A 15,217-nucleotide genomic window follows, 5' to 3' on the forward strand; every position below is an offset into this window, starting at 1 on the left:
CAGGTCATCTTGCGTCTTAAAGCATTATGTAGGGAATTTTATTTGCGCCTTTGCGTTATCTAGTATTACAATAAATCATTCAAATTTCTGTCTCTTGAACATTTCCGGTTTATAGTTAATAATAAATACCCCACAAATAATTAATGCCGCCGCAAGGATAAATTTCATGGAGATCTGTTCATTCATAATCAGCCAGCCCAGGAATATGGCAATAATGGTATTGATATAAGCCAAAATAGAAACCTGCACCGGAGAAATCTTGGTTAAAGCATAGTGGAATGCAAAAAAAGCAGCTACAGAACCGAATACAGAAAGATATAACATGGCAGCAATACTTTTGAAAGTCCAGTTTCCGAAGTTATAATCCTCAGAAAAGAGGAAAGCAAGGATAACCTGAACGATTCCTGCAAAAAGGAACTGATAGAATAAATTTAAGGTGATATTTCCGCTTTGAATATTCAGTTTCTTAGTGAATATGGTTCCTGAAGCCCATCCTGTAATAGCACAAAACATGAAAATCATTCCCATTCTGTAATCCGGATTGGCAAGATCCTGCAACCCGTCCCAGAAAATGAAGAGAATTCCGCTAAAGCACATCAGGACTCCAAAAAAGGCACGTATGCTGAACTTTTGCAAGCCTACAGCCAGGCTTCCCAGAAATACAAGAATAGGAGAGCAGGCACTGATGAGTGAGGCCAGACTGCTTGAAACGGTTTCTTCCGCTACAGTAGTCATACCATTGGCGATCACCAGCATCAAAGAAGCAAAAACGATTTGATATCCTAAACTTTTCCACCCAATCCATTTGAATTCTTTTCTTGAAAGGAGGATAATAAGCATAATAATGGAGGCCAGGAACTGACGGATTCCTGCTACAAACCATGCCGGAATGGTTTCCACAGCAACACGAATAGCTAAAAAGGTAGTTCCCCAGACAAAAGCAACGGTGAGAACAGCGAAAATAAGTTTATAATCTTTCAAAGCAAATGAAGTGTAACAAGCAAATGTAGCGGTTTTTTACCGATGATAATGGATACAGTTGTGCTGATTTTGAATGATACAGATGGGAGGGAAGCCGGAGGATAGAAGAGGGAAGTTTATGGTAGACTTTAGGGAGATTGCATTATGAAAAGAATGATATTAGATTGTTCGGCAATAAACTTCCAGCTCCCAGCCTCCTAACTTCCAGCTTTATTTTTTATCTTTGAACATCTAATAAAAATTGAAGATGGTAGGTATTATTATGGGCAGTCAGAGTGATCTGCCGATCATGGAACAGGCTGCGAATTTCCTTAAAAGTCTGGATATTCCTTATGAATTAACTGTAGTTTCAGCACACAGAACACCGGAGAGAATGTTTGATTATGCAAAGACAGCACAGGAGAGAGGTCTTAAAGTGATTGTTGCAGGAGCTGGCGGAGCAGCGCATCTTCCGGGAATGGTGGCAAGCTGTACTACGCTTCCGGTAATCGGAGTTCCAATTTTGTCCAGTAATTCTATTGACGGGTGGGATTCTGTACTTTCAATTCTTCAGATGCCAGGCGGTATTCCGGTAGCAACCGTAGCATTGAACGGAGCATTAAATGCAGGTATTTTAGCCGCTAAAATCATTGGAAGCGGTAATGAAGAAGTTGCTACGAAACTTCAGAAATACCAGGATTCTTTGAAAGATAAAGTATTGGGAACAGTGGAAGATATCAAAGCACAGCATCCTAATCATTTTGATCAATAGTCTAAAGCTAAATTCAGTATATAAAAAGCCTCACTTTTCAGCGAGGCTTTTTGATTTTTAATGAAAACATATTGCTGCTTTGTTAATTAAAGAATCTGGAAATGGTGTAAAATAAAAACTCCCCCGCATTGGGAGAGTTTTGAATTATTCCTGAAGCATATTATCTCTTGTGTTCTTCTGAACGGCAATCGCGCCAAAAAGTGCCAGAAGGAAGGCAAAAGCATAAAATCCTTTTTCACTTGGAAGGATGGTGGCATTCCAGAGTCCGATGGCCAGCAATACAATAGAAGATAGGGTGGCAAACCAACAGATTCCATAATAAATATCTGTTACCTGGATGTTTTCTAATTTATCACGAACGGCTTTCTGTAATGAAACAACAGCAAATAAACCATATAGTAAGATCGTAAAATAGTAACCTTTCTCATTCAGCTGCATTTCTGCCCTGGCAAGCCCTACAATATAACCAATCATTCCTGCTCCCAATGCGACCCAAGAGGCTGCGACAAACGCATTTGATACTCTTTGTTTTTTCATGAATTTAATGTTTTGTTTAAGAAGCTAAATATATTCATTTTTTGTTAACATTATCACTATCATGAGAAAATATGGGAAAAATACGGAGGCTTGAAACGATGATTTCTATCTAAGGAAGTTGGAAATCACTTTTTAAAACAAAAAACTCCCCAAAACTGGAGAGCTTGTTATTATTGGATAATATATTCGTAATTATACTGAACGTAAGGATTTCCATTGGCTTCTTTTCCAACAACCTGAACCGGAAAGCCAGAGCTATTATATTGTATGGTGTACGTTATAGTCTGGTTTTGCTGCCATACTCCATTATCTTTATAGCTTATTTTTTCTACGAGATAATTATTTTTACTTAAGCTGTATGCCCCTCCCATCATAATTTTCAGATATTTATTGATATTGGTGTAAGGGTTGAATTTGTCATCATAAGAGAAATCCCTTTTATTGCTGTAGGTCATAGATCCACCCCATGTTGAAGTTTCAGATGAAATATTATTTCCATTATAGATATAGGTATCAGTGGCAGGATGTGAGCATTCAGGATCCTGGCAGAGTGTGGAAGAGGTCATCTGTCCGTTAGTATTATAAGTATACGTAACCGTTCTGTTGCCATCAGAATCAGCGTAGATTGCTTTAATACTTGTCAGCTGGTCTCCATTGTAAGTATAAGCAGAATAGTAATCTACCGTGCCATCCGGATTATAGTAAATAGTTTTTGCAGGCTTTCCTGTATTATCATATTCAAAAGTCGAAGTTCTGCCTTCTGAAATTGTTTTGATCAATTGCTTCTGATTATTATAACTCAAAGTTGAAACAGTGGTTTCAGGATTGGAAGGATTATCATAATAAACGGTTGTAACTTTACTCAATAATAGCTGAGGTTGTTCGGAAGGAAGATTAGTTCCTTCATTATCATCATTACTGCTGCAGCTGTTAAAGAACAGAGCTGATCCCATTATCCCCAGAAATAAATGCTTTTTCATGCTGTATTAAAATTTTTTGCAAAAATAAAGAATATGTTGAGGTTAGAGAATAAAAAGTCCCACTATTTCAAAATAGCGGGATTTTATCATATTTTTATAAATCTTAGTATCTGTAATACTCAGGTTTGAATGGTCCTTTTACATTTACTCCGATATTGTTTTTCTAATCCGGAAAGGTTTTTTACTTATTATTTTATAGTATAGATTTATAAATGGCTTCTCAATTAAATAAAAGGTAAATGAGCAGATTATATTTAGAAAAATGGCAATTATAAACATCAAAAACATATAGGTGGCTCCATTCAAAGTTTTTATATTATCAAAACCAATAAAGTAAAAAGTTGTGAATAACAAAATCCCGTGAATCAGATAAGTGCTATATGAAATCTCTCCTAGAAATTTTAAAAAATTGATTTTTAAAAAACCAAATAAATTATTACCTAAAGCAATAATAGTAAATGCTATGATCAGAAAAGTTTTGGAAAAATAATTACGACTACTTGAATCAAAAGACAGCCCTATAATTAAACAAAAAATGGCTGCAATTGAATATAGTTTATTGCTCAGTTTTATATTAGGATAAAAATAATGAATGATTGCTGGAATCATACCTCCTAAGAATGAGATCATATGGGTTAATCTAATTGTATTATGATTTATATATACTAAAATAAATAGTACCGATACAATGATAGAGATAACATTTTTGTTCTTTAACATAAGAGTTCCAATAATGGGAAGGGTAAAATAGAATAACCATTCATAAGGTAATGACCAAACTACACCAGCTAACATAAAATCAATATTGTAAGTTTGTCCAATAATTACCTTCCCTTTAATGTTGAACATATACCACTTTAAACACTGTGCTAAAAAAACATATAGAGTTGAATTTAAAATGAAATGATCTATAGCTAATGCGAAAAATATACAAATAGTGACAACACAAAAATATAAAGGGAACAGTCTGAAAATCCTGGAATATAATAGGTTTCTCCAAAAAACTAAATTCTGGCTTCCTGATTTTAAAAGTTTATTGGTAAATAGAAAGCTGGTAATCATAAAGAAAAATGCTACAGAACTTTCACCAAGATGTACAGCAAGATGATTTTTGGGTAATTCCCATATATTAGTGTTGAGATAATTTTTCCAAATTATAGAATGGTGAATAAAAACCCCGGTTGCTAGAAGTCCTCTAAAACCATCAATACTTTCAAAACGATTGGTGGCGGTCTTAAAATTGACAATCCTGGAAATAAAAAATCCAGAAATAAATATTGATGAGTAACAAATTAATATAAAGAGGTAGCTATCTATACTCATTAATTAAAATTTCGATAAATATGGTATAAAAAAAAATCCTTTGCAAGTGAATGCAAAGGATTTTTTATAAAAATTAAAATTTTTAGTATCTGTAATACTCAGGTTTGAATGGCCCTTTTACATCTACTCCGATATAAGCAGCCTGCTCAGGAGAAAGCGTTTCAAGCTCTACGCTTAATTTCTTAAGGTGTAAAGCTGCTACTTTTTCATCCAGGTGCTTAGGCAGCATATATACTTCGTTTTTGTAAGCTGCAGAGTTGTTCCATAATTCGATCTGAGCCAAAGTCTGGTTAGAGAAAGAGTTAGACATTACAAAACTTGGGTGACCTGTTGCGCATCCAAGGTTTACCAATCTTCCTTCTGCAAGGATGATGATCTCTTTTCCTTCTACAGTATAGATATCTACCTGAGGTTTCACTTCAGATTTAGTAGAACCATAGTTTTCATTTAACCAAGCCATATCGATTTCATTATCGAAGTGACCGATGTTACAAACGATAGCCTTATCTTTCATCTTAAGGAAGTGTTCACCTCTTACGATGTTGAAGTTACCGGTTGTAGTGATGATGATATCAGCGTTATCTACCACAGTATCTAATCTTTTTACTTCATAACCGTCCATTGCAGCCTGAAGTGCACAGATTGGGTCAATTTCAGTAACGGTAACAATAGAACCTGCACCTCTGAAAGAAGCAGCAGTACCTTTACCTACATCTCCGTATCCGCAAACTACCACTCTTTTTCCAGCCAACATTACGTCTGTAGCTCTTCTTACAGCATCTACTGCAGATTCTTTACATCCGTATTTGTTATCGAATTTAGATTTAGTAACAGAGTCGTTTACGTTGATAGCCGGCATTACCAAAGTACCGTTCTTCATTCTTTCGTAAAGTCTGTGAACTCCGGTAGTAGTTTCTTCAGAAAGACCTTTGATATCTTTTGTGAACTCAGGGTATTTATCAAAAACCATATTTGTTAAATCTCCACCATCATCAAGGATCATGTTCAATGGTTTTCTGTCTTCACCAAAGAATAAAGTCTGCTCAATACACCAGTCGAATTCTTCAGCATTTAAACCTTTCCAGGCATAAACAGGGATTCCAGCAGCAGCAATAGCAGCAGCAGCGTGGTCCTGTGTAGAGAAAATATTACAAGATGACCAGGTAACTTCAGCTCCTAAAGCTACCAAAGTCTCGATAAGCACAGCCGTTTGGATCGTCATGTGAAGACATCCTGCGATTCTTGCTCCTTTAAGCGGTTGAGATGGTCCGTACTCTTCACGGATTGCCATCAAACCTGGCATTTCTGCTTCTGCAAGAGTAATTTCTTTTCTTCCCCATTCTGCAAGGGAGATATCCTTAACTTTATAAGGAACGTATTGTGTTGTTGTACTCATATGTAATGAATAAATTTAAATTCAATTGATAACGAAAGGCAAAATTACAATTTATAATTAAGATAAAAAAACGACAAATCAATTTCATTATCATGAGATTAAACATGACTTAAAATTATTTAGTCTTAATATAAATAACTACTTTTATCTGATAAATACGATATTATGAATACTACCCATACAGAGAAAAAGGCCAAGCCTGTTGCACCTAAAGTAAAGGAATTGATTGAAAGATCGAAAAGTGTGATTCTGGCTACAGTAGATGCTGAAGGAAATCCTAATTCCAGTTATGCACCGTTTGTAAAGGTTGATAACACCTTTTATATTCTGGTTTCCTTTATGGCAAAACATACCAAAAATCTTTCGGAGGGAAGAAAAACGTCAATCATGTTTATCGAAGATGAGTCTGCAACCAAACAGATTTATGCCAGAGAGCGTCTGACCATTGAAGCTGGAATTTCCCAGGTTGAGAGAGATTCTGAAACGTGGGTAAATGTAATAATCAAACTGAAAGAAGCCCACGGAAAAGTAGTGGATGTTATTTCTGAAATGGGCGACTTTATTTTAATTGCTTTACACCCTGTAAAAGGTTCTTATGTAAACGGTTTCGGAAGTGCTTACTTTGTAGATTCCAGCCTGGAAATTATAGAGCATAGGAATGATGTGAACCATCAGTCTAAATAAGGAAGGAGGCTGGGAGAGGGAAGTTGGAGTTTCTAATGGGTAAGCTAATTAGGAAATCTACTTTTGAATAGATTCTTCAAAATAAGTTTATATTTACTTTTATTGACGAATATAAATTTCCATTTTCCGACTCCCATCTTCTGACTTTCTCGGTTTTCATTTCCAACTTTTTCCTTATTTTTACCCAATAAAAAAAGAATGCCCCTTTACAGAGATTTTTCAGATGATAATGCCACCATTCTGGTTTGGAAATATGATGAAAGCGAAACACTTGATATCAACGAATTGCTGGAACCTGAAAATGCTGAGAAAGTAAAGGATTATCATCCTAAAAAATTATTGGAAGTATTGATGGTCCGTAAGCTGTTGAAGGGTTTAAAACCAGATTCCAAGATTCTATACAAAGAAAGAGAACCCTTTCTTTCTCCTAGTGATGCGGAGATCTCAATCACCCATTCTTTCCCTTTTGCAGCCATTGCAATTTCTAAAAACAAAATAGGAATAGACGTTGAAAAATTCAATCCCAAGATTTTAAGAGTGATTGATAAATTCACCTATGAAAATGAAAGAGGGTTTATTCCTGAAGACAAAGCAGATACTTTCTATACCATTATATGGAGTGTAAAAGAAAGTATGTACAAGATCCACCATTCCAAATATTGGTCATTGAAGAAAAATTATGAAGTAAAGCCGTTTGAGCTGAAGCATCTTCATAAAATAAGCTGCCGTGTGTATGACGACCAGTTTTCAGACGAATTTAAAGCCAGAGTGGAGTTTTTTGATGATTACTGCTTTACGATTGTGGAGGAGTAGAATGCTTCTCACTTCTGTATTTTTCAATTACTTTTCGTTGTTCCTTAGCAACATCATAGATCAGTTCCAGGATATCATGAATGTTTTTAAGCTCCGTTAAATGGGAGATTTTATCAGGGTCTCTTCGGTCAACAATTTCATTTTCCTCAATTTCGGTTTTTCTTTTCAGAAGCATATCTTCAATGGAAGAGTCTTCCGGCTCCAGGCGGCTTTCCATTCTAAGCGCTTCGGTGATATCATCACCATTCAGTAACGTTGAAGTTTGCTGCATTTCTGCTTCAATTTTCCGGCTCCAGCTTTCGGCATCTATTTCAGGATATTGCTCATTACTTTTTGAATACTGAGACAAAGAAGCGGTATACGCTGTAATAAGATGCGAAGTAGCCACAAACTGATGTACCACTTCCAGTTTTTTCTGCTGGTTTTTAGGATCCGAAATCATTCTCTGAAAATTATCAGAGAGGTTGGCCAATGAAATGATGGCATTTTTTCGCTTTACCTTATAATCTTCAAGATCGAAATTTCCCTGTAGAAATTTAGACATTACACTCTGGAAATAGATGAGGTTATCTGCTGCAGATTTTTTCATCAGATCCAGGTTTTGGGTATGTTCCCAAACAGGCAATACAATATAAGAAACCGCAAATGCAATAATTCCTGCAATAGCCGTATCCAGAACCCTGTCTTTAAAAATAATATTGACTTTTCCGGGATTTAAAAAATTAAAACTAAGGAAAATATAGATCGTCATGAAAAGTACCGCCCAAAAATACCGTCCTTTCAAAAAACTGAAGCACATAATCATGCTGATGAGCAGAATGGCAAACAAAACACTATTGATGTGTATGAAATGCAGGATGATATAAGCAATTGTAGCCCCGGTAACCGTTCCGTAAAGACGCAGCAGGTTTCGCTGTTTAGTGATGGAGTAGGCCGGTTTTAGAATCGCTGTAATTGTGATTAATATCCAGTAGGTGTGTCCCAGTCCCAGAAAATCAAACATGGAAAAGAGATACCCAAGTAATAATGCTGTGGTAATTCTAATCGCATGGCGGAAATGAGAGGAGGATAATGAAATATTATTCCTTAAAACCTTAGAGTTCAGTTTCGGCTCATTAGGCATAAACTTTCTTAAGTCTAATCCGGTGGATAAACTTTTTGCCAGTTTTACATCCTGTGAAAATACTTTATAAATCTCATTGATCTCTTTGGTAATTTCATTGATACGCATTAAAATCTGGCGCAGGACCATGAAATTCTCCAGACTGTCCGGAGACAGCTGTTTATTCCTAAGCTCAAAATAATTATAGTTGAGATTCTTTAATTCCAGTTCAAGATTAAACATTGGCTTTGCCCTTGTTCCGCTTTGGAGTGCAATTCCGATATTGGTAATCTCTTCAGCCAAAAGATTCAGATAATCATGAATGTTAACCAGGATCATACTGTCTTCAAAGCTTTGCTGTAGTTTCTGATAGTCACTTTCAGAAGTCATCAGCTTTTCATGAAGGTCCATAGAATTCAGGAACATCAGCATTAATAAACGGCTGGTTGTGGTAGACTCGTTAACGATGGTTCTGGTTTTGAAAACCGTTTCCCTGGTATCTTCCTGAAGGTTTTTTATTTCAATCTGTTTAGCAATAACCTGGGTGGTAAGCTTGTCAAAATCAGGGTTTTTCTGATAATAATTCGCTTTGATCTTTAGAAACTCGGCCAGTTGAAGATAGTTTTCACCAATCATCTGCCCCGCGAGTTTATAAGGTCGGATGGTGGTCACCACAAGGAATATCAGCAAAAACCAGATACATCCGCAGGTGAATATCAGCAAGCTTTTAAAAATATTAGCTCCGGTAAGATGGCCATCAATAAAGATAGCGAGTACTACAAGAGATAGTGAGCCTACCGCAGCCAATCTTTGGCCATACACCCCGATTAAGGAGAAAAACATACCGAAGATAATGATCTCAAGGAGAACCAGTATCTTAAAATTCATCACCAGACTTGCGATCAATGCAACGAAGACAAAACAGCAAATGGCAAATGCTAAGGCATTTCTTCTTCTGATGAACGGCCCTGGTTGGTCAGTAAGGGCAACAAAGCTGGTTCCGAGAGGAAAGAGGAAGTATTCTTTTAAAATACCAAAGTGGGCGAGAACTAAACAAGGGAGAACAGTAGCTAATGTAATTCTGATTGCAGAATACAGATACTGACTGGTTACAAATTTTTTTAGCTCCGCCGAATAGTTCATACTACAAAAATAGCTATTGAATTTAACAAAATCGCCATAAAGGATAGACTTTTGTAAACTTAAATGTTATATTTTTTTAATAATGATAAAAAGCCTTATCCTGAAAGATGAATTTTTGCTTTACAAAGTAAAATCTGCATATTTTTGGAGCAATTGGTGAGCACAGCGAATTGGCGATTCATCATTTACTCTTTCATCTTTTCAAATTTATATTCAACCATGCTATTCTGCCAGTCTTTTTTATATCCTATAAGTTTGTCTCCTTTTAATTGTAAGCGAAAACCTTCTAAAAAGTTGCCTTTTGGAATTTTGGAAGAGTAGGAGAGAGCAACCCGGCCTGCCGAATCTATTTTCCATTTTGCCTGAATACGTGATGTAACGTCTTCACCACAGCTATTTACATTTTTTTCGGTGAAAATAACATCCTGATCCCTGAAATTGAGAACCAGATGAATCATATGGCTGGCGCAAGGGTTATACTCATTGGTTTCTGCACAAACATTTCCGATAAGGGCTTTGAAGCTTTTACCTTTTAAAACAGTCTGAGAACAACAGAGCTGGAAGCTGGCCAGAAGGAAGGTTAAACAGAGTAAGTATTTTTTCATATTTGTGTAATGGCTATTAAAAAAGCCTCATGCAAATTGGATGAGGCTTTATATAATTGTTAAATGTATTAACGGTCGTTATTGGATGTTTCTTCACCAATGTTCCAGGTAAGACCGAAACGAAGGGTATTGTCCAACGCTGTATTCACTTTAGACATATTGATCAGGTAAGAAAGATCCAGCCCGAAAGAACGATACTTCAATCCGATACCTGCAGTTGCGAATTGTCTTGCTCCCTGTTCTTCACTTTCATGGAAGTAACCTCCTCTTACCGAGAAAGCATTGTCATATGAATATTCTAAAGCACCACTATACATGATACTGTTCGGGTTTTTGAAGGATTTTCCGATACCAGCTATTGGACCTACGTTTGGAATTTCATATTTAGGTCTTCTGTACGCGTCTACTCCTACATATTCAGATCCCGGTACCAAAAGTTTTGAACCTTCTACAGAGATTCCGATTCTGTTCAGGTCATCCAGATACATATCATATCCCACCCCTAATCTTGCCATGGTAGGAAGATAGGATCTTGATTCTTCATTTCCGGTATAATCAAGTTTTGGACCCAGGTTTTGTATGGCCAAACCTGCATTTAATTTACCATCATATCCTCCGAAACTTGAGAATCTTTCAGAAGTATAGTATGCTGAAATATCTACAGCAAAAGAGTTTGCTGCTTTAAGTGTATTATCTGTATTGAATCCTCCGGCTAAGTCTGAACGGATAAATCTACCGGTTACAGCCATGGAGTAGGAATCAGAAAGTTTCAAACCATACGCCACGTCAATGGAGAATTCATTAGGTTTTGATACCCCGTTTGAAGTAACTTCATTACCTACTAACTGAGTAAGGTCTACTTCACCCATATTGAAGTAATAGATACTTGCGGAAATTGTGGACCTTTCATCCTGTCCAAGGAATTTATGGAATGCTCCGTATAGCAAGAATACATCATTGGTAAGTTTTCCCATATAGGGTGTATAGGTAAGACCTACGGAAGAACTTGTTCTGCTGAAAGGATATTTGGCTGCATTCCAGAATTGTGAAAATGCATCAGGAGAGGTTACCACCCCTTGATCTCCCATACCTCCCGCTCTTGCATCTGGTGCAATTCTCAGGAAGGGAGCTCCGGTAAGTACAGGGTTTATTTGTGAATAGCCTAGAAAACCAGCACTTAACCCAAGTCCTAAAAGCAGTTTAGTAGTTAAATTCATATGTTGTCTTTTATATATTATCAGTTTTTTATAAATTTTATTGTCTATGTGTTACTCAATTATTTCAAAAGTACCATTTTTTCTACAGCTGTGGCACTTCCTTTGCATTTTTCTTGGTTTTGGCTTTTTGCAAATATCTTAAAAATATATGTACCTTTTGCAACAGTAGCACCAAAATCATCTCTTCCATCCCATTCTATAGCTTGGCGCGGGGTTCTATAGCCCTGAAGGAACGGTTCTGCAACTACCGGTTGAGATAAAGTTCTTACTAATCTTCCGGTGATGGTATAAATCTGTACATTCACATCCAGGATATCATCACAATTGTGTTCAAACTGGATATATGTTTTATTGGTAAATGGATTTGGCCAGTTTAGCGGACGGTTGATCGTCAGATGTTGGTCAGATTCATCTTTAACCTCAAAATTTAACGTTGTAGTTGTCGAATTATTGTTTATATCCCAAACTTTAAATGTTAATTGGTGTTGCCCCACTGGCAGATTTCTGAAAGGGTAACTTACATTTCCTTTTTGATATTCAGCAAGGCTTGGGTTTAAGCATCCGTTTCCTTCTCCCGGAGAGTAAAAATCGTTCAGGATAATTGTATTGATCACCTGGCCATCTAAATATACAGTAATATCATGGCCTACCCCTGATCCGGCAGAGTTAATTCCTGTATCATCAGTAAGACAAGCCAGAAGCATTGGATTCTGATTGGTAATTCCACCATCTGCGAAATTGGTGTTGTTCATGTATAGTTTTACTTTTGGCGGCTGGTTGTCATTAATTCCGTTAGGGTTAATATCTCCCACCTGAACAGGTTGATTATTGAATACATCGGTTACCTTATTATCTGCATATCCTAATATTCTTCCTTCCCCCACAGCATAATTGATATCTTTAGGGACATAGAATTCTGCCGTGAAAACACCGTTTACAGCTAAACCTGAAGCTTTTACGATTGCACTTCCTTCTTCAGTATAATTAAGGACAGCATGTCCCCAGTTATTATTATTCAGTGTTTTTTTATTCAGCCTTTTATCAAAAATATTAATAGTTACCCTTCCGTTGAATGTAGTATTTAAAGTTCCGTTAGGATTATTGATGTGGCCTTTTACTTTAACAAAGTCAAGCCCTCTTATCAAGCCCGGAACAGGAGTTTCAATATCATCAATGGTCAATAACCTTTGAGGTCGGCTCAATTTCATAGCAGGATCTCCTAATAGATTTACTCTAAGGTGATTAGGATTGCCTCCTGTCTCTTTTTTTGCATTCAGATGAGCGTAGCCTAAAGTATTAAAATCATCATTTGTTAATTTAAATATATTTTTGGTGAAAGTATCTGTAAAGCTTCGTCCATAGTCAATGGCTATAGCACGGCTGGAGGTAATCATCGTAGCTGGGCCTCCCTGCTTTAGTTTTATAAACTGTTCACCGGCAGAATTGGTTGATGGTTCATCCCATAATGTAAATTCACAGGTTATGGTAGATATAAACGGAAATCTGCTGTATACATTGGAGAAATTATTAGAATTCTGGATCTCGGTACTGGTTAATACTCTTTCCTGAGCCCAGCCATTGATTCCTCCATGTCCAAAATAAAACAGATATAAACTGTTCCCTATGCTGTTAGAAATGGCTTGGTTTACTTGTGGATATCTTGGCCCTCCTGCAGTACTTTGCATTGTAAAAGCATCCTGATACAGTTTTTTTACATTGTATTCTTTTAATGTCTGTACGCCTGGTTGTTCAAAAACATTTACCAGTGCATTATTCATCACATTATGGAAAGGACTTCCTCCTTCTTCGTTATCATCTACAACAAAATCAAGCTTCATTCTCCAATCTCCAAAAGGACTGGATTGCCCCGGAAGCGCATTATAATAAGCCAGAGTTTTATCAATCATATTGGCAGCCTCTGTGCTATTGGCAGCTGGGATTCTTCCTACAGGAACATTGGGTAGATTATATAGTATGCTGGACCCGGTCTGGGGCTGAGTCATGGTAATATAGTCATCTGTAACGAAAGACTGTACATAATCTGAAGAATGTTCACTCTGATAAGCCGAAACAATATTGTTATTATTTGGAATTCTATTCTTATAATCATAAGAAGCGTCTCCAAGAATAAATACATATTTAAGCCTTCCTTCCGGAGTATTTAATTTTGTAACGAAATCTCTAACGGCAGTAATATCTTTACTTCCGTTTCCAAATTCTTCATAAACTTTATTAACGTCTACAATCTCTACCTTATAATTATTTTTTGTCTGATGATAGTTGGCCAGCCTTTGTGCTTGTCCCATCAATTCAGGTACAGTAAGAATAAGATAATCTATATTGCTGATTGCTGAAAGATTCTGATTGGCAATTCTTCCTACAAACTGTGGCGTGAAAGCAGCATCAGCACGGAAAGCAACAAATTCATTGTTGAAATTCTGATCAGCAGCCGTATAAGCAAAATTAAAAGAACCTGCTCCGGCCTTATTCACTCTTCTGTTGGCGTTAGTAATATCTGTAACATCCCATACCTGTTCCAGGCTGGAAGCATTGGAAATACTGAATCCGTAATTTGTATTACTTCCGCTTACAATAGAATAGTCTCTGAAATTCATCTGTGAACCATTGAATGCCAGATTCTCTTTGTATTGTACTTCAAGGTAATCAAAATAGAAAGTTCCATTAGGATTTGTAGAAATATCCGGAGTGTATTTCAAGGTAATCTGATTTCCCGTCTGATTGGTAATAGTTCCGTTATACCTCATAGGGTAGAACATATACGAATAGGTGGGTTCATCAATTGGAACCTTTTCATGGAACGGGTTAAGATTATTGATTTTAATATCAATAAAATTCTGCTGTGAACGGTATCCTATAACCTGTGACCTGTATTTTATAACATCCGTAGGCTGCATGGGAGAATTGGTCGTCAGCGTGATGGTTTTTTCAGTACTGAAAGGAGTCTCTTCTACCCATATTCTTCCTACTTTCAATAGATTGGTCTGGTCATTGTTGATGACCTGATAGCTGTCGTATCGGGTAATCAATTGAGCAGGTAAGTTCCCGTCTATCGTAGCGACTCTTTTTCCTGCGCCTTTATCAAAATTGATATAATAATAGGAAAAGTCATCATATATATTTTTGAGGTTATTGCTGGCATCTGATCTCGTTTCTCTTCTTTTAAACCCATTTCCATTGTTGGTATCATAAAGATTATATCCGTTTGGCCCCTGAGCATAGAATAAAGCATAGTCACTATCATTCCAGACTCCGTCATCTTCACCCACTACCTGAATGGCATTTTCCTGTAAAGAATTATATCGTGGGTCCTGATTGAATTCCGGAAGCATAATTCCTCCGTTTCCATAAATTCTCATATTCTTAGGATTTACAGAAGCAGGATTAATTCCATTGTCTCTTAAAAACTGTGCTGTAATTTTAAATATTCCGGATTTGTCAACCTTTATTTTGTAAAAGTTTCCGCTGGCAAGGGGATTATCAGTAGTACCTATTTTATTAACGCCTCCATAAGCATTAATGGGAGTAGAGGCTTCAGAAACATTAAAAGAAGATAGCCTCAGAACGCCGCTTTTGGTCTTTTTGAACAGCCCCACGCTAATACTGGCATATCTTTCTCCATCTAATGTATAATAGGTAACTTCAGCAATATCACGGTCAGGAAGCC

Annotated in this window: 12 protein-coding genes; 3 read left to right on the forward strand and 9 right to left on the reverse strand. The window is 36.7% G+C overall.

Annotated features, from left to right (window positions below; all coding sequences use genetic code 11):
- Window positions 1-75 precede the first annotated feature (75 nt).
- Complete coding sequence (locus tag BBH99_RS21350; protein ID WP_066700433.1) at window positions 76-981, reverse strand: DMT family transporter; 906 nt, start codon at window positions 979-981, stop codon at window positions 76-78.
- A gap of 247 nt (window positions 982-1,228) precedes the next feature.
- Here BBH99_RS21350 and purE point away from each other — a divergent pair, with 247 nt between their 5' ends.
- The gene (gene purE, locus BBH99_RS21355) at window positions 1,229-1,732 is read left to right on the forward strand and encodes a 5-(carboxyamino)imidazole ribonucleotide mutase (protein WP_066700435.1); all 504 of its coding nucleotides are present in this window, start codon (window positions 1,229-1,231) and stop codon (window positions 1,730-1,732) included.
- A gap of 144 nt (window positions 1,733-1,876) precedes the next feature.
- On the opposite strand, the gene yiaA is transcribed toward purE, so the two are convergent.
- The 4 genes from yiaA to ahcY all read right to left on the reverse strand — a co-directional run bounded on the left by yiaA (window position 1,877) and on the right by ahcY (window position 5,968).
- On the reverse strand, window positions 1,877-2,269 hold the full coding sequence (gene yiaA / locus BBH99_RS21360) for an inner membrane protein YiaA (protein ID WP_065392731.1): 393 nt from the start codon (window positions 2,267-2,269) through the stop codon (window positions 1,877-1,879).
- A 170-nt stretch (window positions 2,270-2,439) separates the two neighbouring features.
- Window positions 2,440-3,249 (reverse strand): hypothetical protein, encoded by an 810-nt coding sequence (locus BBH99_RS21365; protein WP_066700436.1) that lies wholly within the window; start codon window positions 3,247-3,249, stop codon window positions 2,440-2,442.
- A gap of 144 nt (window positions 3,250-3,393) precedes the next feature.
- A complete protein-coding gene (locus tag BBH99_RS21370) occupies window positions 3,394-4,572 on the reverse strand; it encodes an acyltransferase family protein (RefSeq protein WP_066700437.1) in 1,179 nt (392 codons plus the stop codon).
- Window positions 4,573-4,654: 82 nt separating this feature from the next.
- On the reverse strand, window positions 4,655-5,968 hold the full coding sequence (ahcY, locus tag BBH99_RS21375; RefSeq protein WP_066700438.1) for an adenosylhomocysteinase: 1,314 nt from the start codon (window positions 5,966-5,968) through the stop codon (window positions 4,655-4,657).
- A 165-nt stretch (window positions 5,969-6,133) separates the two neighbouring features.
- Here ahcY and BBH99_RS21380 point away from each other — a divergent pair, with 165 nt between their 5' ends.
- Both BBH99_RS21380 and BBH99_RS21385 read left to right on the forward strand, forming a co-directional pair.
- The gene (locus BBH99_RS21380) at window positions 6,134-6,652 is read left to right on the forward strand and encodes a pyridoxamine 5'-phosphate oxidase family protein (protein WP_066700441.1); all 519 of its coding nucleotides are present in this window, start codon (window positions 6,134-6,136) and stop codon (window positions 6,650-6,652) included.
- A gap of 198 nt (window positions 6,653-6,850) precedes the next feature.
- On the forward strand, window positions 6,851-7,465 hold the full coding sequence (locus tag BBH99_RS21385; protein WP_066700443.1) for a 4'-phosphopantetheinyl transferase family protein: 615 nt from the start codon (window positions 6,851-6,853) through the stop codon (window positions 7,463-7,465).
- Here BBH99_RS21385 and BBH99_RS21390 read toward each other — a convergent pair.
- From BBH99_RS21390 to porU, 4 genes are all read right to left on the reverse strand, one after another.
- Window positions 7,446-9,710: an FUSC family membrane protein gene (locus BBH99_RS21390; RefSeq protein WP_066700444.1), complete on the reverse strand. Its 2,265-nt coding sequence runs from the start codon at window positions 9,708-9,710 to the stop codon at window positions 7,446-7,448. The two genes, BBH99_RS21385 and BBH99_RS21390, sit on opposite strands and share 20 nt — an antisense overlap.
- A gap of 185 nt (window positions 9,711-9,895) precedes the next feature.
- Window positions 9,896-10,315 (reverse strand): hypothetical protein, encoded by a 420-nt coding sequence (locus BBH99_RS21395; protein ID WP_066700446.1) that lies wholly within the window; start codon window positions 10,313-10,315, stop codon window positions 9,896-9,898.
- A 68-nt stretch (window positions 10,316-10,383) separates the two neighbouring features.
- Entirely contained in the window at window positions 10,384-11,532 is a 1,149-nt protein-coding gene (porV, locus tag BBH99_RS21400) for a type IX secretion system outer membrane channel protein PorV (protein ID WP_066700448.1), read from the reverse strand.
- Between the two features lie 59 nt (window positions 11,533-11,591).
- The coding region (porU, locus tag BBH99_RS21405; RefSeq protein WP_066700452.1) for a type IX secretion system sortase PorU at window positions 11,592-15,217 on the reverse strand (3,626 nt) is incomplete at its 5' end.

It is taken from the genome of Chryseobacterium contaminans (assembly GCF_001684955.1).
Lineage (GTDB): Bacteria > Bacteroidota > Bacteroidia > Flavobacteriales > Weeksellaceae > Chryseobacterium > Chryseobacterium contaminans.

What these genes read in the sequence shown, in the direction of transcription:
- purE (WP_066700435.1), top strand. Translation starts at nt 1,229, where the DNA reads ATGGTAGGTATTATTATGGGCAGTCAGAGTGATCTGCCGATCATGGAA.
- yiaA (WP_065392731.1), bottom strand. Translation starts at nt 2,269, where the DNA reads ATGAAAAAACAAAGAGTATCAAATGCGTTTGTCGCAGCCTCTTGGGTC.
- BBH99_RS21365 (WP_066700436.1), bottom strand. Translation starts at nt 3,249, where the DNA reads ATGAAAAAGCATTTATTTCTGGGGATAATGGGATCAGCTCTGTTCTTT.
- BBH99_RS21370 (WP_066700437.1), bottom strand. Translation starts at nt 4,572, where the DNA reads ATGAGTATAGATAGCTACCTCTTTATATTAATTTGTTACTCATCAATA.
- ahcY (WP_066700438.1), bottom strand. Translation starts at nt 5,968, where the DNA reads ATGAGTACAACAACACAATACGTTCCTTATAAAGTTAAGGATATCTCC.
- BBH99_RS21380 (WP_066700441.1), top strand. Translation starts at nt 6,134, where the DNA reads ATGAATACTACCCATACAGAGAAAAAGGCCAAGCCTGTTGCACCTAAA.
- BBH99_RS21385 (WP_066700443.1), top strand. Translation starts at nt 6,851, where the DNA reads ATGCCCCTTTACAGAGATTTTTCAGATGATAATGCCACCATTCTGGTT.
- BBH99_RS21390 (WP_066700444.1), bottom strand. Translation starts at nt 9,710, where the DNA reads ATGAACTATTCGGCGGAGCTAAAAAAATTTGTAACCAGTCAGTATCTG.
- BBH99_RS21395 (WP_066700446.1), bottom strand. Translation starts at nt 10,315, where the DNA reads ATGAAAAAATACTTACTCTGTTTAACCTTCCTTCTGGCCAGCTTCCAG.
- porV (WP_066700448.1), bottom strand. Translation starts at nt 11,532, where the DNA reads ATGAATTTAACTACTAAACTGCTTTTAGGACTTGGGTTAAGTGCTGGT.